We start from the raw sequence: 18,703 nt of genomic DNA, 5'->3' as shown, positions 1-18,703 counted from the left end.
TGGTGAAAAGACTAACCGAGCGCACGCTATGGTAGTTTCGCATCGGCTCAGAGATCGAGCCGAACACTCGATGAGGAGGATTGCTCATGAAGCTCGGACGCAAGGCGGTCGCCGTCGGCATCGTCGGACTCCTGGCACTGACCGCCTGTGGGCGCGCGGACGAAGGGTCGGCAGAGAAGCCCGACGCCGGCTCCACGACGACCGTGGACGACTCGCCCGCGACAGGCGACATCACCGTCTGGGCCATGGGCGAGGAGGGCGAGAAGCTCCCCGACTTCGTCAAGGGCTTCACGGAAGAGAACCCCGACGCGAAGGTCCAGGTCACCACGATCCCGTGGGCCGACGTCATGACCAAGTTCCAGACGGCCGTCGCCGCCGGCACCGTGCCCGACGCGATCATGATCGGCACGTCGTTCATGCCGACCATGGTCTCCACGGGGGGCCTCGCGCCCGTCCCTGACGGGCTCGTCGACACCGACGACTTCATCGAGGGAGCCGCCGCCTCGACCGTGGCCGACGGGGTCGACTACGGCGTGCCGTGGTACGTCGAGACCCGCGTCATGTACTACCGCTCGGACCTCGCGGAGGCTGCCGGCGTGGCCGCCCCCACGAGCTGGGAGGAGCTCACCGCGTTCGCCCAGGCGATGAAGGCGAACGGCTCCGAGTACGGCCTCCAGCTCCCCATGGGCGACGCGGAGGACTCGACGCAGGTCATCCTGCCGTTCTACTCGCAGGCGGGCGGCTCGATCTTCAACGAGGCCGGTGACGCCTACGACCTGGACAACCAGGCGATGATCGACGCGCTCACCTACTACGCCTCGTTCTTCACCGAGGGCCTGTCGCCCCTGGCCGGCTACGGCGACACGCAGAACAGCGCGTTCGTCGACGGTTCCGACCCGGCCTTCATCTCCGGCCCGTGGATGGTCAACGTCCTCGCCGACATGCAGGGCCAGGAATGGGTCGACCAGAACGTCGCCACCGTCCCGGTCCCCGCGGGCACCGCGAACAACGACTCCTACATCGGTGGCGCGCACCTCGGCGTCTTCGACGAGGCCAAGAACGCCGACGGCGCCTGGAAGCTGGTCCGCTGGCTCGCCGACCCCGAGACGCAGCAGGAGTGGTACGCCGCGACGAACGACCTCCCCGCCGTCACCAGCGCGTGGGACGACGAGGCCCTGACGTCCAACCCGCGCACCCAGGTGCTCCAGCAGCAGCTCGAGAACACGATCGCCCCGCCGACCGTGCCCAGCTGGGACGAGCTCTCCGCCACGATCGAGACCGAGGCCGAGAAGGTCGCCAACGGCAAGGTCACGGCCGAGGACGCGGCGAAGACGATCCAGGCCAAGGCCGACGCTCTCGGGCTCGGCTGGTAAGTCTCCGCCATGACAACGACCACCGAGGGACGGCGCCGACGTTCGGTCGGCGCCGTCCACCGGCGACGTCAAGCCGTCGTCGCCTGGCTGTTCGCACTGCCGTTCGTCGCGGTCTTCTCGGTCTTCATGCTGGGACCGCTGCTCGCGTCGTTCGGCATGTCGTTCTCGGACCTCACGGTCCGTGACATCAAGACGCCCTTCGCGGTGAACTTCGTCGGGCTGGACAACTTCGCCCAGGTCTTCCAGGACGAGCTCTTCCGCAAGGCGCTCGTCAACACGTTCTTCTTCGTGGTCGTCGGCATCCCGCTGACGATGGCGCTGGGCCTCGCCCTGGCCGTCGCCCTCAACTCGGGCATCGAGAAGTTCCGCAGCGTCTTCCGCGTCGGCTTCTACACCCCCGTCGTGACCTCGATCGTCGCCGTGGCAGTCGTCTGGCGGTTCATCCTCCAGGACTCCGGCCTCGTCAACACCGTGCTCGGCTGGGTCGGCATCAACGGCCCCGACTGGCTGAACGACAGCACCTGGGCCATGCCCTCGATCATCGTCATGGCCGCCTGGCGCAACATGGGCACGCTCATGATCATCTTCCTCGCCGGACTCCAGGCCATCCCGCGGGACGTCTACGAGGCGGCCGAGGTCGACGGTGCCGGCGCCTGGCGCCGCTTCCGTTCCATGACGGTGCCCCTCATGCGTCCGACCCTGCTGCTCGGTGCGGTCCTCCTGTCCGTCGGCTTCCTCCAGGTCTTCGAGGAGCCGTTCGTCATGACCAAGGGCGGGCCGGTCAACTCCACGCTGACCATCAGCTACTACGTCTACAACCAGTTCGGCTACGGCAACTACGCGTTCGCGTCCGCAGCTGCGTACGTGCTCTTCGCCCTGATCGCCGCCCTCGCGGCCGTCCAGTTCCGCCTGCTGCGGTCGAAGGAGGATTGACATGGCCCTCACGTCCTCGAAGGTCGCACCGGCACCGACGGGAACCAGCCCCGCACCGCGCCGCGCCCGCCGCCCGATCCGCTGGTCGCGCGGCGCCACGTACACCGCGCTCGTCGTCGGGCTCCTGCTCACGCTGATGCCGTTCATCTGGATGCTGCTCGGCAGCTTCAAGACGCAGGGCGAGCTCCTCCAGCGGCCCATCACGTGGTGGCCGGAGAACCCGACGCTCGAGAACTACGAGAAGTGGCTGTCGCAGCTCAACTACGGCCAGTTCTTCACCAACTCGATCGTCGTCGCCGTCGCCGTCGTGCTCGGCAACATCGTCTTCTGCTCGATGGTCGGGTACGCGCTCGCGAAGATGCGGTTCCCGGGCAAGAAGGTGCTGTTCGCGCTCGTCATGCTGACCCTCATGGTCCCGGGCGTCGTCACGCTGGTGCCGATGTTCGTCCTGGTGTCGAACATGGGGCTGGTCAACACCTATCCAGCGCTCGTCCTGCCGTTCCTCGCGGGACCGCTCGGCGTGTTCCTCATGCGCCAGTTCATCCTCGGGATCCCCGACGCGCTCATCGAGGCCGCCCGGATCGACGGCGCGGGCGAGTTCCGCATCTTCTTCAAGATCGTCCTGCCCCAGTGCGGGCCGCCGCTCGCGACGCTGAGCATCCTCACGTTCCTCGGCTCGTGGAACAACTTCCTGTGGCCGCTCGTCGTCGCGCAGACCGAGAACATGTACACCCTCCCGGTGGCGCTCTCGCTCTACTCGGTCGGGTCCAACGGCACCTACTACGGCCTGCTGATGGCGGGCTCGGTGCTCGTCGTGACCCCGATCCTGATCCTCTTCCTGTTCCTGCAGCGCTACTTCGTGCAGGGCATCGCCATGACCGGCATCAAGTAGGAGATTCCCCATGCCCCTCACCTTCCCCGACCCCTTCGTCTGGGGCGCCGCGACGGCCGCCCACCAGATCGAGGGCAACAACGTCAACAGCGACTGGTGGGCACGCGAGGTCGCGGCCGACTCGACCCTCTCCGAGCCGTCGCGAGACGCCGCGGACAGCTACCACCGCTACGCCGAGGACATCCGGCTCCTGGCCGAGTCGGGCCTGACGTCCTACCGCTTCTCGCTCGAGTGGGCACGCATCGAGCCCGCCGAGGGCCTGTTCTCCCGGGCCGAGCTCGACCACTACCGCCGCATGATCCAGTGCTGCCTCGACCACGGTGTCACGCCGCTCATCACGCTGCACCACTTCACGTCCCCCCGGTGGTTCGCCGAGGACGGCGGATGGACCGACCCGCGGTCCGTCGAGCGCTTCGCCCGCTACGTGGAGCGCGTGCTCCCGCTGCTGGACGCCGCCTCGCACGTCTTCACGATCAACGAGCCCAACATCCTCGCCATGATGATCACGGCGGCCAAGGGCGCCGAGCAGCTCCAGGCGGGCACCATGCACGCGCCCGACCCGGTCGCGACCGAGAACCTCATCGCGGCGCACCGCCGAGCGGTCGAGCTCGTCCGCACCGTGGGCGTCCCCGTGGGCTGGCCCGTCGCCCCGCAGCAGTTCTTCGCGGACCCCGGTGCCGAGGAGGTCCTGCGGGAGTACGCGTACCCGCGCGAGACCGTCTTCCTCGAAGCCGCGCGGGGGGACGACTTCATCGGCGTCCAGGCCTACACCCGCACCCGCATCACGGTCGACGGACCGCTCCCCGCACCCGAGGACGCAGAGAAGACCCTCACGGGCTGGGAGTACTACCCGCCCGCCATCGCCGAGGCGGCGCGGCTCGGCCACGAGATCACGGGCCTGCCCGTGCTGGTGTCGGAGAACGGCATCGCGACGGCCGACGACTCGCGACGCATCGACTACACCCGTGACGCCCTGCGGGCCTTGCGTGCCGAGGTCGACGCAGGCCTGCCCCTGATCGGCTACCTCCACTGGTCGCTGCTCGACAACTACGAGTGGGGCTCCTTCGCGCCGACCTTCGGTCTCATCGGCTGGGACCCGGAGACGTTCGAGCGCCTCCCCAAGCCGAGCCTCGGCTGGCTCGGGTCCGTCGCCCGCGGCGAGGTCTCGCTCGACGACTGAGCCGAGCACCCGCCTGCCCGACCGGCAGGCCACCGCCCGCCGAGCACGAGGTCGAGGTCGTCCTGTTCCCCAGGACGACCTCGACCTCGTCCTCGTTCCCGGTCCCGGTCACGGTCACGGTCACGGTCCCGGCCTGGGCCTCGGCCTCAAACTCGGACTCGGCCTCGCCGGGATCCCACCGGGTGCAGCACCGCTGAACGGGTGCATCCTGGAGGAAGGGCTCCGCCCCGGAGCTCCCCCGGTCAGCGAGGAGTCGACATGTCCGGTCTCATGCTCGCCAGCAGCGTCGATGCTGCGGTCTACGTCCCCACGGGGTCCGGCCCCGCGAACTGGTTCCTGCTCTTCGGCATCGTGCTCGTCGCGTCGATCATCGTGTTCATGGTCGTCGAGCTCGTCCGTGCCGCGCACGACCGGCGCCTGCCGCCGCACCGGCGCATGTCGCACTGACCACGAGGTCGGGTCGCAGACCGGTCGGCGCCCCGCCGAGGTAGAACGTGCCGCGCGAGGTAGGACGCGACGCGCACTACCTCGCCCAGCACGTTCTACCTCGCGAGCCCGCAGGTACCCGCGGCCGTCAGCCCAGCGTCGTCGGGAGCTGTGCCGCACCCTCGCCCGGGGCCTCACCCAGCACGCGCTCGGCGAGGAACGCCTGCACCACCTGGTACCAGACGATCGCGTGCTGCGGCTGGAGCACCCAGTGGTTCTCGTCGGGGAAGTACAGGAACCGGTGGTCGGTGCTCCCGTCGGCCGCGGCAGGCAGGCCCGACGCCGACAGCAGCTCGTACCAGAGGCGAAGGCCCTCGCCGATCGGGACGCGGTAGTCCTTGTCGCCGTGGATCACGAGCATGGGCGTCACGATGTCGGCCACGAACCGGTGCGGGGAGTGCTCGGCCGACATCTCTGGCGTCATCTCGCGCTGCCAGTAGTAGGACGCGTCGGTCGTGGGGCCGAACTGGTCGAGGGCCCACAGGCTCGCGTGCGTCACGACAGCCTTGAACCGGTCGGTGTGTCCAGCGACCCAGTTCGCCATGTACCCGCCGAACGAGCCGCCCATCGCGGCCGTGCGGGTCTCGTCGACCTCGGGCAGCGCCTCGGCCGCGTCGGTGATCGCGAGCAGGTCCGTGTACGGGGCCGCGCCCCACGCCCCCCAGCCGCGCTGCACGAAGTCCTGCCCGTAGCCCGTCGACAGCGCGGGGTCCGGCAGCAGCACCGCGTAGCCCTGCGCCACGAGGATCCAGGGGTTCCAGCGCCAGCTCCACGCGTTCCACGAGCCGAGCGGCCCGCCGTGGATCCAGAGCAGCAGCGGCGCGGGGTTCTCGGCGCTCGCGCCGTGCGGCAGGGCCAGCCAGCCGCGGACGCGCACGTCGTCCGACGCCGCGGTCTCGATCTCGGTGAGCGTGCCCGGCAGGTCGGGGCTCTCGACGGGGCCGCGCAGCGCGGTCGCCGCGACGGGCGCGCGCTCGCCGGCAGGGGCCGCGAGGAAGTCCGCGAGGTCGATCCGCACGGGGTGCGAGGGCTCGAGGTAGCTCGTGCGCTGGGCGTACGCGGCCGAGGCGTCGGGGGCGACGCGGACGTCGGTGAACGTCGCGTCGTCCGAGGTCAGGCGCGACACCGCGCCGTCGGCTCCCGACCCGTCGGGCGTGAACGCGACGTGGAAGACCGGGCCGCGTCCGTCGTCGTCGGCCGTCACGAGCAGGCCCGAGCCGTCCGGCAGCCACGCGGCCGACGTGGGCCAGCGGTCCCAGCTCGCGGCGAGCGAGCGCAGGCCGTGGTTCGCGCCGCCGTCGTCGGGGTCGCCGTCCGAGCCGTCGCCCGCGCGCAGCGGGACGACCGCGAGGCCCTGCTCGGGCGCGGCCTGCGGGGTCGTGATGGTCTCGCGCACGAACACGACCCACGCACCGTCGGGCGAGATCACCGGCGACGAGGCTTCGGCGCCGGGCTCGTCGACGAGCGTGCGGCGCTCGCCGGTCGAGGTGTCGATCGCGACGAGGATCGAGCGCTGGGACGCGCCCGGCCCGGCGACGGACCAGGACGTGACGAGCGTGGTCCCGTCCGCGGAGAGGTCCGCGGAGTGCTCGCGCAGCGCCGGTCCGACGGCGGAGGTCACGTCGCGCAGCTCGACGCGCCCCGCGGGGAGGTCGAGGTCGTCCGCGTCGGAGTCGGCGGGCGCTGCCGGGAGCGGGCGAGCCGGCTCGTCGGTCAGGTGCGAGAGGTCGGCGACGAAGCGGTGGGGCTCGGACGGGCCCAGGTCGTGGTCCCAGTACCGCACGGGGTAGCCCGTGTGGAGGATCGCGGCGACCTTCTTGTCCTTGCGGGCCGTGCGCAGCTCGGCGTCGTGAGCCAGGTCGCGCGCGCTGGGCAGGACGTCGGCCGCGAGAGAGAGGACGGGCGCGCTGCGCGCGACGAGCGGGGCCGAGACCCCTGCCGGTGCCGACGCGACGATGCGCGCCTCGCCGCCGGCGGCCGGCAGGAGCCACAGGGCCGAGGTCGGGTCGCCCTCGGCCGATGCCGAGGCGTCGCTGTCGGGGCGGGCCGAGGTGAAGAGCAGGTCGCCCTCGGCCGTGAACGCGGCTCCCGCCTCTCCCTTGGTGCTCCGGGTCAGGCGGCGGGCCGGGGCCTCGCCGGTCGGGTCGACCTCCCACAGTGCCGAGACGTACGCCGTGCGCTTGGCGTCGAGCGTCGACACGCTCGTCACGAGGCGGCGCCCGTCCGGGGACATCACGAGGCCGCCCGTGCGGGGGATCGCGACGTACTGGTCGAGGTCGTGGAAGGGGGTCGGCGCGCTGGCGGCGGGGTCTACGTTGTCGGTGGTCACTGCACCGTCCTATCACGACGCCCCGCCCCCGGCGCCGTACCACGGCCCGCATCCCTCGCGGTGCCGAGCATGCGGTGGGCGTCGCTGCCGGCCCGATTCTCGACGGCAACCGCATGCTCGACTCGCGACAACCGCATGCTCGGCAGCCGGGAGCTCGGCGAGCGCATACTGGACCCGTGCCCAAGGTTCCCTTCCTCGCCCTGACCGTGAGCGCCGCCGTCGGGCTGCTCCTGACCGGGTGCGGGTCCGAGCCCGCGCAGGACCTCGACGACACCGTGCTCGCCGGGATCGTCGCCGCCGGTCGCTCGGACGGCGACCTCGACCTCATCTCGACGACCCACTTCGACTGGCAGAAGGCCGTGATCGTGTGCCCCGGCGACGACCCGACCGAGGTCGCGGAGGCCGCCGGGACCGACGGCCCCGTCCAGGGCGAGCTCCCGAGCACGGTCGACGTCGGCACGGGACACCTCGTGTTCGTCAACGACGACGAGGTCGTGCAGGTCGCGGACCTGCGCCTCGCCCAGGCCGACGTGTGCTCCGAGGACCTCTCGCTCACCAACCGGGTCCTGAGCCCGGGCGCCACGCTGACCGTCACGCACGGCACGGGTGACGGCTGGGTCGTGACGCGGGGCTGAGCCGCCGCGCTCCGGGGTGCCGAGAACGGGATCAGGGTCGTTCTGAGCCCGAGGACGACCGATACCTCGTTCTCGGCACCGGCGACACCGGGGGGTTGAGGCGTGCGACGAGCTCCGGCAGGTCGGCGACCGAGTCGAGCAGGAAGTCGTGGCGCTCGCGCCCGAGGTCCGCCGCACCGAGCTTGCCCGTGAGCACCCCGACGACCGCCCCGGCCCGCGCGTTGACCCCCGACCGCAGGTCGAGCACCGTGTCACCCGCGACGAGCACGCGCGCGACGTCGAGCACACCCGTGCGCTCCATGTCGCGGTGGACCATGTAGGGCGCCGGGCGGCCCAGCGGCACCTCGTCGGCGCACGTCACGGCGTCGAGCGTGACCTCGGGCGAGAGCCACTGCTCGGGGCCGGACGCGACGGTCCAGCCGAGCACGTCGAGGATCCCCCGGGTCACGTCGCGCGTGAAACCCGTGGTCAGTGCGACCTTGACGCCCGCGGCGCGCAGGGCTGCGAAGGCCTCGGGGGCGCCGGGGATCGCGGTCGGCGGGTTCAGCCGGTACGCCTCGTGGAGCAGCGCGGTGAAGCGCACGAACGCGGCGTCGACCGTCCCCTCGTCGGGAGCATCCCCCGACGCGCCGGAGCCGATCGCGAGCAGGGCGGTGATCGCCGCGCGCTTCTCGGCCCCCATCCAGTGCTGGACGTCCGACGACGTCGCACTGCTCCCGTGCTCGAGGACCGCCGTGTGCAGCGCGTCGTAGACCGCGCCGCCCTCCTCGACGGTCGTGCCCGCGACGTCGAGCGCGACGAGCTCGATCGCGAGGGGCGGTCGCGCGGCGGGCGGTGCGGGCGCGGTGGTCGAGGTGATGCTGCCGGTCATGCGGAGGGCTCCAGGTTCGGGTCGGTGATGGTGGCGACGTCGGTGAGGTCGGAGAAGGGGGCCGTGTCTGCCCGGCCGGCCGTCGGCGACACGAGGGACGCCGCGGCGGCCGACGCCGTCGGGAAGCGGACCATCGAGAGCGACGTGTCCTGGGTGTTGTCGATCGTGAAGGCCGCGAGCTCGGGCAGGTAGCGGTCGTCGGCGTACTCGACGGGGACGCCCGCCGCGTTGCGCGTGGTGCGGCGCTCGCGCAGCAGCGGGGCGCCCGTGGGCACCTCGAGCAGGTCGGCGTCGGTCTCGTCGGCCGCGACCGCGTCGATCACGTGGCGGGCCGCGTGCAGGTCCGCGCCGCGCGAGATGAGGTGGTCGTAGATCGAGCCGGTGTCCGGGTCGAACTCGAAGATGAGGCGCCCGACCGGCTCGATGAAGGTGTCGCGCTCCACCATCGCCGGGACCCCGTCGAGCAGGCGCAGGCGCAGGACCTCGACCACGGGCGTGCCTTCCTCGAGGCCCAGGGCGTCGGCCGCGACGCCGTGCACGCCGCGACGCGCGACCTCGACGGTCCGCTGACCGGGCACGCGCCCCACCCCTGCGGCCCACCGGCTGAACGACAGGAAGGTCTCGAACGGCTGCGGGACCGCGCGCGAGCGCACGACCGGCGGGCGCCCCTGGCCCCCGCCGATGAGTCCTTCGCTGCGCAGCGTCCCGAGCGCCTGGCGGACCGTGCCGCGCGAGATCGAGAACTCGGCGCACAGCGAGGACTCCGACGGGAGCGAGTCGCCGATCGCGTACGTGCCGGACACGATCCGACGGCGCAGCTCGCCCAGCACGTACTGGTGCAGCGGGCCATGTGAGGGCTGTGGCGGCTGGGCTGCCGACGCCGGCTGGGCCGGCTGGGCCGCCGGGGACGGCACGATGCGGGAAGACGAGGACTGAGCCATGACTTGACCATACAGGCCGCCCACCCACCGAGAACGGCGTCCCGATGACGGCCGCATGAACCCCGCGGACGGAGCGCCAACGCCAGGTGAACACTCCGGAAACTTGTCTGGACAAGTCTCGGAATCGCTTGATCCGTGCTCGTTCCGCACGGCAGTGTCCGTGTCGTGAGCAGCACAGCACCTCGACGCCCGGCCCCGTCCGGCCGCACACCCAGCCTCCCCGCCGGCCACCCTGGCACGCACCGCCCGTCCGCCGGGAACGGCCTCCCCGCCCGCGTCGACCTCGTGGTCGTCGGAGCCGGGATCGTCGGCCTCGCGCACGCCGTCGAGGCCGTCGGCCGAGGGCTGTCCGTCCTCGTGGTCGAGCGCGACGACCGCGCCGTCGGCGCCTCGGTCCGCAACTTCGGGCACGGCTGCTTCACCGCGCAGGACGGCACGGCCCTCACCTACGCCTTCGCGGCCCGCGAGCGCTGGATCCAGCTCGCCAAGGAGGCCGACTTCTGGCTGCGCGAGTCCGGCACCGTCGTCGTGGCCCGCGCCGACGACGAGCGGCAGGTCCTCGAGGACTTCGCCCACGGCCGCGACGGCCACGTCCTGCTGCTCGACCGCGACCAGGTCCTCGACCGCGTCCCGGGCGACCCCGACGAGGTCGTCGGCGGCGCGTTCCTGTCCCAGGACATCCGCGTCGACCCCCGCGAGGCGGTCCCCGCGATCGCCCGCTGGTACGCCGAGCAGCGCGGGGCGCACCTCGCCTGGTCCACGACCGTCCAGGGCTTCGAGGCTGGCAGCGGCGTGACCCTCGTGCGCACCTCCCGTGGCGACGTCGTCGCGACCAAGGTGATCCTCGCCGTCGGGCACGACGTGGACCGGTTCTTCCCCGACACCGCCACCGCCGCGGGCATCCAGCGGTGCACTCTCCAGATGCTGCGCGTCGACGCCCCTGAGGGCGCAGGCGGCGGCCCCCGCGAGATCGACCCCGCGATCTTCACCGGCACCTCGTTGCTGCGCTACGACGGCTTCCGCCACTCCCCCGCGACCGCCGCCGTCCGCGAGCGCCTGAGGGCCCAGCACCCCGCCCTGGTCGACGCAGCGGTGAACCTCATGGTCACCCAACGCCCTGACGGGACCCTCACGCTCGGCGACACGCACGCCTATGCGACCACGCCCGGGCCGTTCCACCCCGAGGCCCTCGACGCGCTCCTGCTCACCGAGGCCGCGCGGCTCCTCGGCACGGGCCCCCTCACGGTCCGCGAGCGGTGGCAGGGCGTCTACGCCTCCGCGCCCGCACCGTTCCTCGACGTCACGCCCATGCCGGGCGTGCGCGCGGTGTCGGTCACGTCCGGCATCGGCATGACCACCGCGCTCGGGCTCGCCCCGCGCGTGCTCGACAGCTTCCTCTGACGGACGACCCTCTCTCGTCCCTCCGACCCAGACCAGCCTCTCTCGCGAAACCCCCACCCCAGGAGAAGACATGCACCGCAGCCGCACCGGCCAGGCCACCTCGGTCCTCGCCACCGCACTGCTCCTCGGCGCGCTCAGCGCCTGCTCGACCGGCACGGCCGACGCGGGGACCAGCACCGACGGTGCCGAGTCCGCGACGTGCCCGAACGGCGCGATCCGCTTCGGTATCGAGCCCTACGAGGACCCCGCCAAGCTCGAGCCCGCCTACCAGCACCTCGCCGACGCCCTGTCGGAGAAGCTCGACTGCCCCGTCGAGCTGACGATCGTCGAGGACTACTCGGCCGAGGTCCTCGCCATGGAGAACGGCAAGCTCGAGCTCGCGCAGTTCGGCCCGCTCGGTTTCGTGTTCGCGAGCGAGCGTGCCGACGCCGAGCCCCTCGCCTCGTTCGGCCTCGCCGACGGCTCGCTGTCGAGCTACACGGCCGGGATCTGGGTCCCCGTCGACTCCCCGATCCAGAGCATCGAGGACCTTCCGGGTCACTCGCTCGCGCTCGGCTCGACGGGCTCGACGTCGGGCGACGCCCTGCCGCGCTTCGCGATCCTCGACGCGGGTCTCGCCGAGACCGACGTCGAGATCACCTACGCGGGCGGCCACCCCGAGGCGCTGCTCGCCCTGACCAACGGTCAGGTCGACGCCGCACAGATCAACTCCCAGACGCTCGCGACCGCCGAGCGCGAGGGCACGTTCGACTCCTCGACGTTCCGCCAGGTCTGGGAGTCCGACCCCATCCCCAACGACCCCATCACGGTCGCCGGGTCGCAGAGCCAGGAGTTCAAGGACGCCGTGCGCGAGGCCCTCCTCACGCTCGACACGGCCGACGTCGAGGCCATCGGCGCGTTCCTCGACGTCGACCCGGCGGGCCCGCTCGTCGAGGTCGACGTCGACACGTACCAGCCGCTGTTCGACCTCGCGAAGACGCTGAAGCTGACCGCCGACGACGTCTGACCCTCCTCGAGGAGCGGTCGGGGGGCGCCCCGGGGCGGGGCGCCCCGGCGGCACTCCACCGCACCTTCGTCTGGTCGGCCGCGATCCCGGTCGACCGTCCTGTTCCCCGCGGGCTCGCGTCCCGCTCCAGCAAGGAGTTGTTCGAGATGGCTTCACACCACGGCGCGCTCGCGCCGGGCTCGCCGGGGCTGCCCGGCGGGCCGGGCGGCTCGGCCGGGCCCGGCGCGGCCGAGGGCGTGCTGCACCTGCCCGACGGCGTCCGCTCGCCCGGTCTGCACGTCCGCGGCCTGCGGGTCCAGTTCAGCACACGCTCCGAGGCCGGCGACGCCGTGCTGCGCAGCGCGGTCGACGGCATGGACCTCGACGTCGCGGCGGGCGAGCTCGTCGCGATCCTCGGCGCCAACGGCTGCGGCAAGTCGACCACGCTCAAGTCCGTGATCGGGCTCGCGCCCGTGACGTCGGGCGAGGTGTGGGTCGACGGCGAGCAGGTCCTCCCCCACCACCGGACCTCGGCGGCGGAGCAGCACGAGGCCAGGCGCCGGGTCGCGATGATCTTCCAGCAGGTCAACCTCGTGCGACGACGTACCGTGCTCGACAACGTGTGCGCCGGGGCGCTCGGGCGGCTGCCGCTGCGCCGGTCCCTCGTCGCGTCGCTGTTCCCCCACGACCTGCGCGCCGAGGCCATGCTCTGCCTCGACCGCGTCGGCCTCGCCGACCGCGCGCTCGACCGCGTCGGCCAGCTCTCGGGCGGGCAGCAGCAGCGCGTCGCCGTCGCGCGCGCCCTGTGCCAGCGGGCGAGCGTCCTGCTGGCCGACGAACCCACGTCGGCGCTCGACCCCGCAGCCTCGACCCAGGTCATGGAGCTGCTCGCGACGCTCGCGCACGACGAGGGCCTCGCGGTCGTCGCCGTGCTCCACGACCCCGAGCTCGCGCGCGAGCACGCCGATCGCCTCGTCGGGATGGTCGCGGGCCGCGAGCGCCTCAACGGTGCGCCGGACGCGGTGACGCGCGACGCCGTCGAGCACCTGTACTCGGCCGAGACGGCGACCGTGACCGTGACCCGGACGACCGTCGGAACGAGGATCTCCGCATGACCGCCACCGCCCCCACCCGCTCGCCCCGCTCCCCGCGCGGCGGTTCGCCCGCCCGGGCCGAGGTGCCGTCGCCCGAGAGGCTCGCGCACGTCGTCGTGCCGACGGCGCACCGCTCGGGCCGGCAGGTCACGACCTGGGTCACCGCGGGCGCGGTCCTGCTCGGTCTGCACGTCCTCGCCTGGCAGGGCACGGGGTTCTCGATCAGCGCGCTCGTGGGCGGCTGGGAGGGCATGGCCCGGTTCGTCGGCGAGGCGTTCCCGCCCGACCTCGACTGGTCGACCGTCGTGGCCCCCGGGCTCCAGGCCACGCTCGTGACGCTGTGGATCGGGCTGCTCGGGACCACGCTGTCCATCCCGCTCTCGCTCCTGCTCGCGGTGCTCGCCGCACGCGGCAGCACGCCGGGATCGGTCTGGTACCAGGGGTCGCGCGCGATCCTGTCGTTCTTCCGCGCCGTGCCCGACGTCGTGTTCGCCCTCATCTTCGTGACCGCCGTGGGGCTCGGACCGTTCGCCGGGGTGCTCGCGCTCGTCGTCCACAACACGGGCGTCATGGGCAAGCTGTGGGCCGAGGCCATGGAGGAGATCGACCCCGGGCCTGCCGACGCGCTGCGCACCAACGGTGCAGGCCGCGCCCAGGTCGTCACGCACGCCGTGCTGCCCGCGGTCGTGCCGCAGTTCCTGGGGCTGCTGCTCTACCGGTTCGACGTCAACGTGCGCTCCTCGCTCGTGCTCGGTCTCGTGGGCGCGGGCGGGATCGGGTTCCTCATCAACAAGTCGATCAAGCTGTTCCGGTTCGACGAGATGCTGACCTACATCCTCATGGTGCTCGTGCTGGTGTGGGTAGTGGACCGCTTCTCGTCATGGGCGAGGGCGCGAATCGCGGTCTGAGCTCTCCCGCCCGTCGGTGCCGAGAACGGGGTTGAGGTCGTTATCCGACGGATGGCGGCCTCAATCCCGTTCTCGACCGCGCGGAACCTCGTGCTCCGTCCAGGAAGGTGCGGATCTCCGCTCCGACCCGTCCCACGACCGCAAGGTCCCGGGCCGTGAAACGGAGCAGCGCGACGCCTCGCGACGCGACGAGCAGGTTCTGACGCCGCCGGTCTGCGAACAAGGCATGGGGAGACCCGTGCACCTCGGCCCCGTCGATCTCGGCGATCAGCCACCTCCCGTCCGGGGTGCGCCAGCCCAGGTCACCGCGGGCCAGGAACTGACCCCTGTCGCCCGAGATCACCACCTGGAGATCGTCGGGCGGGACACCGGCGTCGAGGCAGTCGAGCCGGGCGAAGGTCTCGAGCGGCGACTCGGAGCGCCGGTCGCTGAGCTCCCACCACGAGTGTGTCCTGGCGACCCCGCGTCGCCCCCGCGCCATGTCGTGCGCACGGTCGAGGCCACGGGCGTCGAGCAGGCCCCGGTGCCGTGCGCTGTCCATCAGAGCGACCGCGTAGCGGCGGGCAACCTCCGGGACGGTCTGGGCGAGCGCCCAGTCCGGCGTGGCCACGTACCGGTCGGCGACTCGCGTGACGGTCATCCCGTCGTCGAACTGCCTCAGCAGGATGCCGTCCCGTGAACCCGTCGCGCGCCCGCCGGGCAGCGCCGCCTGCGCGGTGATCTGCAGCGGGAGTCCCTGGACGCCGAGCAGGGCCAGTGCGCACGGGCCGACCGCGATCGCCTCCGGCCCGAAGGCGAGGAGACCGACCCAGGCGGCGCGTCGACGGCGATGGTCCGAGACCGCCGGTCCTTCCCGACGGTCCGGCGGCACCGGGTCTGTGTCGTAGACGCCACGTGTCACCTGCGTCCAGCGCCGTTGCTCGACGAGCCGAGAACGTCGGTGCGAACGAAGTCCGTGCTCGTCGCACTGCGCCGCCGACACCAGTCCCTCCTGGCGGCGCGCGACGACGAGGAGCTCTTCGGGTACCGGCGACAGGTGGCGCATCGAGGCATCCCAGCAGGTGACGCCGAGCACGTGCCGCCGCCCGACGACGCCCTGTGGACGACCCCGTAGCCGGGGCCCCCGGTGGACGACGTCGACAACGGGAAACCCCGCGGTTCAGAACGAGGTTGAGGTCGTCATCCAACGAATGACGACCTCAACCCCGTTCTCGGCACCCAGGGAGCGCCGCTCAGTCCTTGTCCTGCTCCGCCATCTTCGCGAGCATCTTGTTGTACTCGTCCATCTCGACGTCGCCGACCTGGTCGACGCGGCGGTCGCGGCGCTTGGCGTCCTTCTCGTCGGACCGCGCCCACATGACCGCGACGACGATCGCGAGCGACAGCGTCGGCAGCTCCCCGATGCCCCACGCGACGCCGCCGCCGCGCTGCTGGTCGGCGATCGCGGTGATGCCCCAGTCATGCCCCATGAGCCCGAACCACTCGGGCACGAGCAGCTGGGTCCCGGTCGTGAGGGACACCCCGAAGAACGCGTGGAACGCCATCGTGACGAGCAGGAGCAGGAGCCGCTGCGGCCAGCCGGGCCGGTGAGGACCGGGGTCGATCCCGACGAGCGCGTTCGCGAACAGGTACCCGGCGAGCGTGAAGTGCAGGAGCATCACGAGGTGCCCGACGTACGTCGTCATCGCGAGCTCGAACGCCGGCGTGTAGTAGAACACGATCATCGACCCGGCGAAGTTGACCGCCGCGACGATCGGGTTGGCGAAGAACTGCCCCCACTTCGAGGTCACGAGGGCGAGCACCCACTCGCGCGGCCCGCGCGAGCCGTCCTTGCGCACGGGCACGGCCCGCAGGAGCAGGGTCACGGGCGCTGCCAGCACGAGGAAGATGGGCACGACCATCGCGAGCACCATGTGCTGGACCATGTGCGCGCTGAACAGCACGTGGCCGTACACCGCGGGCCCGCCGTTCGTCACCCAGAACAGGACGACGATCCCGGCGCACCACGAGACGGTCCGCCCCAGGGGCCACCTGTCGCCGCGCTGCGCGAGCCGCCGGACCCAGCGCAGGTAGACGACGAGGGCCGCGACGCACGCGAACGCGGGCAGCAGGTCCCAGCGCCACTCGGAGAACCAGCGTCCGAGGTCGGGCTCGGGGGGCAGCGGGTGACCGGTCACGATCTCGGCCGGGGTCGGGAGCGCGATCGGCTCGTCGGGCACGGGAGGCGCCGTCGACCCGAGCGCGACGGCCACGCCGGACACCGCGCCCATGACGAGCAGCTCGACCGCGACGAGCCGCCAGAACAGCCACGTCGCGGCCTTCTCTGCGGCGGCCTGCGGTCCGCCCTTCCCGTTCTTCTGCCCGACGGCGGAGCCTCCCGCCGCGCCCGGCTCACCCACGGCGGTGGTCGTCCCGGGGGACGTGGCGGTCGTGCGCGGGCCGCGGATGGGCCCGCCGACGCCCTGGAGCCGGCGCACGACGAGCTCGCGGTGCGCGAACCCGATCGCGCCGAGCACGACGATGAGGCCGATCTTGGTGAGGATGAGCACGCCGTAGTCGGTGCTGAGCCCGGCGACACCGCCGAGCCGGATCCAGGCGTTGGCGACGCCCGAGACGGCGACCGCGACGAAGGACCACCCGGCGATCGAGGAGTAGCGCGAGACCGAGGACGCGAAGGCCGTGCGGTCGAGGCCGCCGCGCAGCCGGACGATCGCGAGGACCCCGAGCCCGCCGATCCACAGGGCCGCACCGCCGAGGTGGAGGAACATCGAGGAGATCGCGAGCTCGTGGCTCGCGGCGCCGGCGGTGTGACCGGTGTTGGCCTGGAACGCGAGGGCCGAGAGGGCGAGCAGCGCCGTCCACAGGGCGCCGGTCGCGGTGCGGACCGCGAACGCGCACGCCGAGGTCAGCGCCGCGACGACGATGACGCCGAGGAGGCTGCGGCCGAGCGAGATCTGCGTGACGAAAGCCGCGAGCTGCTCGCCGAACCCGACGCTCGTGACGGGCATGCTCGACAGGACCGAGTAGCGCAGGATCGTCTGGACCACGGTGAGCACGGCCCACACGGCCGAGGCTGCTCCGGCGACCCCGAGGGCCTTGCGCAGCGGCGGCCCGGCGGGCAGCACGCAGGCCGCGAGCACGAGGGAACCGATGGCCAGGGCGATCGCGAGCTCGGTCAGCGTGGTCGAGATCGGCAGCCCCCAGCGGGCGACCGCACCGGGGTCGGCGAACCCTGCGAGGGGCTGGAAAGCCCCGGAGAAGGCTCCCGCGGCGACCACCGAGAGGATCGCGACGACCACGGCCGCGGGTCCGGAGAGCACGAGCCACCAGGGGTTGCGGGGTGCGTCGACGACGCCCCGGCCGGGGGCCTGCGCGGCCCGGTCGGGCGCGGTTCCTGAGGTGCTGCGGGGGGCGGTGGCGGTCACCCGACCAGGGTAGGCGGCATGCGGGTCATCGCGGTATTCCCCTCGGGTCGTGGACTCCCGACGCACGGCCGTCAGGGCGGCACCGGGCGCCTCGACGGGGACCTCTCCCCGCGCCTCGCCTGTGGACCAGGCACCGCGCCGCGAGGCACCCGCTGGCATACTGGGCCGGGTTCGCACGGCGTCCTCCTCGTGAGGGACGGCCTCGACGACTTCCCGAGCAGAACCCGAGCACACGCGAAGGACCTCACCATGGCCACAGGTCACGGCAGCATCTCCACGACGGACCTGGACCGCGCGGGCCACCTGCTCAAGCGCGTCGAGCAGGTGTTCGACCAGCGCGTCGTCGGGCAGGAGGCCCTGCGCACGGCCCTGGTCAGCTCGCTCCTCGCGGGCGGCCACATCCTGCTGGAGTCCGTCCCGGGCCTCGCCAAGACCACGGCCGCGCAGACGCTGGCCGCGGCGATCAACGGGTCGTTCCGCCGCATCCAGTGCACGCCGGACCTCATGCCGAACGACATCGTGGGCACGCAGATCTACAACTACGCGACCGGCTCCTTCACGACGCAGCTCGGGCCCGTGCACGCGAACCTCGTCCTGCTCGACGAGATCAACCGGTCGAGCGCCAAGACGCAGTCGGCGATGCTCGAGGCCATGCAGGAGAAGCAGACGTCGATCGGCGGCGAGAACTTCCCGCTGCCCTCGCCGTTCATGGTCCTGGCGACGCAGAACCCCATCGAGGAGGAGGGCACGTACGTGCTGCCCGAGGCCCAGATGGACCGCTTCCTCATGAAGGAGGTGCTGACGTACCCGGCCCCGCAGCAGGAGCTCGAGATCCTCGACCGCATCTCGACGGGCCGCATGTCGGCGCCCATCACGGCCGAGCCGATCAGCATCGACGACGTGGTCTTTCTCCAGCGCCTGGTCGACGACGTGTACGTGGACGAGTCGATCAAGCGGTACATCGTCGACCTCATCAACACGACGCGCCTGTCGGGTCCGCGGCCGGTCCCGGGCCTCGACCGGCATGTACGGGTCGGCGCGAGCCCGCGTGGCGGGATCGCGCTCATGCGCGTGGGCCAGGCCCTCGCGATCCAGGCCGGTCGCGCGTACGTCGTCCCGGACGACATCAAGGCGGTCCGCTACTCGGTCCTGCGTCACCGCCTGGTCCGCACGTTCGACGCGCTCGCGACCGACGTCGCGCCCGAGCAGCTCATCGACGCCGTGTTCGACGCGGTCCCGACCCCGTAGGG

At 72.1% G+C, this 18,703-nt stretch carries 16 protein-coding genes; 11 read left to right on the top strand and 5 right to left on the bottom strand.

What is annotated here, in order from left to right:
* Positions 1 to 86: 86 nt before the first annotated feature.
* The 5 genes from WFH32_RS08960 to WFH32_RS08940 all read left to right on the top strand — a co-directional run bounded on the left by WFH32_RS08960 (position 87) and on the right by WFH32_RS08940 (position 4,825).
* Positions 87 to 1,373: an extracellular solute-binding protein gene (locus tag WFH32_RS08960; RefSeq protein ID WP_336707002.1), complete on the top strand. Its 1,287-nt coding sequence runs from the start codon at positions 87 to 89 to the stop codon at positions 1,371 to 1,373.
* Positions 1,374 to 1,382: 9 nt separating this feature from the next.
* Positions 1,383 to 2,306, top strand: a complete 924-nt coding sequence (locus WFH32_RS08955) for a carbohydrate ABC transporter permease (RefSeq protein ID WP_336707000.1) — start codon at positions 1,383 to 1,385, stop codon at positions 2,304 to 2,306.
* Between the two features lies 1 nt (position 2,307).
* Positions 2,308 to 3,198, top strand: a complete 891-nt coding sequence (locus WFH32_RS08950) for a carbohydrate ABC transporter permease (RefSeq protein ID WP_191796738.1) — start codon at positions 2,308 to 2,310, stop codon at positions 3,196 to 3,198.
* Between the two features lie 10 nt (positions 3,199 to 3,208).
* A complete protein-coding gene (locus tag WFH32_RS08945) occupies positions 3,209 to 4,378 on the top strand; it encodes a glycoside hydrolase family 1 protein (RefSeq protein ID WP_191796737.1) in 1,170 nt (389 codons plus the stop codon).
* Between the two features lie 258 nt (positions 4,379 to 4,636).
* Positions 4,637 to 4,825, top strand: a complete 189-nt coding sequence (locus tag WFH32_RS08940; RefSeq protein ID WP_030150276.1) for a hypothetical protein — start codon at positions 4,637 to 4,639, stop codon at positions 4,823 to 4,825.
* A gap of 127 nt (positions 4,826 to 4,952) precedes the next feature.
* Here WFH32_RS08940 and WFH32_RS08935 read toward each other — a convergent pair whose 3' ends face one another.
* Positions 4,953 to 7,193 carry a prolyl oligopeptidase family serine peptidase gene (locus WFH32_RS08935; protein ID WP_442946321.1) on the bottom strand — a complete coding sequence of 747 codons (2,241 nt, stop codon included), beginning with the start codon at positions 7,191 to 7,193 and terminating at the stop codon, positions 4,953 to 4,955.
* 176 nt (positions 7,194 to 7,369) lie between these two features.
* Between WFH32_RS08935 and WFH32_RS08930 the strand changes: the two genes are divergently transcribed.
* Entirely contained in the window at positions 7,370 to 7,828 is a 459-nt protein-coding gene (locus tag WFH32_RS08930; protein WP_191796736.1) for a hypothetical protein, read from the top strand.
* Between the two features lie 31 nt (positions 7,829 to 7,859).
* On the opposite strand, the gene WFH32_RS08925 is transcribed toward WFH32_RS08930, so the two are convergent.
* Together WFH32_RS08925 and WFH32_RS08920 are read right to left on the bottom strand one after the other, a co-directional pair.
* The gene (locus WFH32_RS08925; protein ID WP_336706999.1) at positions 7,860 to 8,699 is read right to left on the bottom strand and encodes a phosphonatase-like hydrolase; all 840 of its coding nucleotides are present in this window, start codon (positions 8,697 to 8,699) and stop codon (positions 7,860 to 7,862) included.
* On the bottom strand, positions 8,696 to 9,640 hold the full coding sequence (locus WFH32_RS08920) for a GntR family transcriptional regulator (RefSeq protein WP_336706997.1): 945 nt from the start codon (positions 9,638 to 9,640) through the stop codon (positions 8,696 to 8,698). The genes WFH32_RS08925 and WFH32_RS08920 overlap by 4 nt, the downstream gene beginning before the upstream one ends.
* Before the next feature lie 165 nt (positions 9,641 to 9,805).
* Here WFH32_RS08920 and WFH32_RS08915 point away from each other — a divergent pair, with 165 nt between their 5' ends.
* From WFH32_RS08915 to phnE, 4 genes are all read left to right on the top strand, one after another.
* Complete coding sequence (locus WFH32_RS08915; RefSeq protein WP_336706996.1) at positions 9,806 to 11,041, top strand: TIGR03364 family FAD-dependent oxidoreductase; 1,236 nt, start codon at positions 9,806 to 9,808, stop codon at positions 11,039 to 11,041.
* A 70-nt stretch (positions 11,042 to 11,111) separates the two neighbouring features.
* Positions 11,112 to 12,047 (top strand): phosphate/phosphite/phosphonate ABC transporter substrate-binding protein, encoded by a 936-nt coding sequence (locus WFH32_RS08910; protein ID WP_336706994.1) that lies wholly within the window; start codon positions 11,112 to 11,114, stop codon positions 12,045 to 12,047.
* A gap of 146 nt (positions 12,048 to 12,193) precedes the next feature.
* Positions 12,194 to 13,141 carry an ATP-binding cassette domain-containing protein gene (locus tag WFH32_RS08905; protein WP_191796732.1) on the top strand — a complete coding sequence of 316 codons (948 nt, stop codon included), beginning with the start codon at positions 12,194 to 12,196 and terminating at the stop codon, positions 13,139 to 13,141.
* Entirely contained in the window at positions 13,138 to 14,028 is an 891-nt protein-coding gene (gene phnE / locus WFH32_RS08900; protein ID WP_336706992.1) for a phosphonate ABC transporter, permease protein PhnE, read from the top strand. The genes WFH32_RS08905 and phnE overlap by 4 nt, the downstream gene beginning before the upstream one ends.
* Before the next feature lie 40 nt (positions 14,029 to 14,068).
* On the opposite strand, the gene WFH32_RS08895 is transcribed toward phnE, so the two are convergent.
* Positions 14,069 to 15,073: a hypothetical protein gene (locus tag WFH32_RS08895; protein WP_336706991.1), complete on the bottom strand. Its 1,005-nt coding sequence runs from the start codon at positions 15,071 to 15,073 to the stop codon at positions 14,069 to 14,071.
* Between the two features lie 187 nt (positions 15,074 to 15,260).
* A complete protein-coding gene (locus WFH32_RS08890) occupies positions 15,261 to 17,453 on the bottom strand; it encodes a cytochrome c oxidase assembly protein (protein ID WP_336706989.1) in 2,193 nt (730 codons plus the stop codon).
* Positions 17,454 to 17,702: 249 nt separating this feature from the next.
* On the opposite strand from WFH32_RS08890, the gene WFH32_RS08885 reads away from it, so the two are divergent.
* Entirely contained in the window at positions 17,703 to 18,701 is a 999-nt protein-coding gene (locus WFH32_RS08885; protein ID WP_138822335.1) for an AAA family ATPase, read from the top strand.
* Positions 18,702 to 18,703 lie beyond the last annotated feature (2 nt).

This window comes from Oerskovia sp. USHLN155 (assembly GCF_037145535.1).
Classification (GTDB): Bacteria; Actinomycetota; Actinomycetes; order Actinomycetales; family Cellulomonadaceae; genus Oerskovia; species Oerskovia rustica.
The sequence above is the reverse complement of the archived record's forward strand: the minus strand, read 5'-3'. Positions and strand labels throughout refer to the sequence as shown.

Coding starts and splice junctions, on each gene's coding strand:
- WFH32_RS08885 (WP_138822335.1), top strand. CDS start 17,703: ATGGCCACAGGTCACGGCAGCATCTCCACGACGGACCTGGACCGCGCG.
- WFH32_RS08940 (WP_030150276.1), top strand. CDS start 4,637: ATGTCCGGTCTCATGCTCGCCAGCAGCGTCGATGCTGCGGTCTACGTC.
- WFH32_RS08950 (WP_191796738.1), top strand. CDS start 2,308: ATGGCCCTCACGTCCTCGAAGGTCGCACCGGCACCGACGGGAACCAGC.
- WFH32_RS08905 (WP_191796732.1), top strand. CDS start 12,194: ATGGCTTCACACCACGGCGCGCTCGCGCCGGGCTCGCCGGGGCTGCCC.
- WFH32_RS08955 (WP_336707000.1), top strand. CDS start 1,383: ATGACAACGACCACCGAGGGACGGCGCCGACGTTCGGTCGGCGCCGTC.
- WFH32_RS08910 (WP_336706994.1), top strand. CDS start 11,112: ATGCACCGCAGCCGCACCGGCCAGGCCACCTCGGTCCTCGCCACCGCA.
- WFH32_RS08920 (WP_336706997.1), bottom strand. CDS start 9,640: ATGGCTCAGTCCTCGTCTTCCCGCATCGTGCCGTCCCCGGCGGCCCAG.
- WFH32_RS08945 (WP_191796737.1), top strand. CDS start 3,209: ATGCCCCTCACCTTCCCCGACCCCTTCGTCTGGGGCGCCGCGACGGCC.
- WFH32_RS08895 (WP_336706991.1), bottom strand. CDS start 15,073: ATGCGCCACCTGTCGCCGGTACCCGAAGAGCTCCTCGTCGTCGCGCGC.
- WFH32_RS08925 (WP_336706999.1), bottom strand. CDS start 8,699: ATGACCGGCAGCATCACCTCGACCACCGCGCCCGCACCGCCCGCCGCG.
- phnE (WP_336706992.1), top strand. CDS start 13,138: ATGACCGCCACCGCCCCCACCCGCTCGCCCCGCTCCCCGCGCGGCGGT.
- WFH32_RS08960 (WP_336707002.1), top strand. CDS start 87: ATGAAGCTCGGACGCAAGGCGGTCGCCGTCGGCATCGTCGGACTCCTG.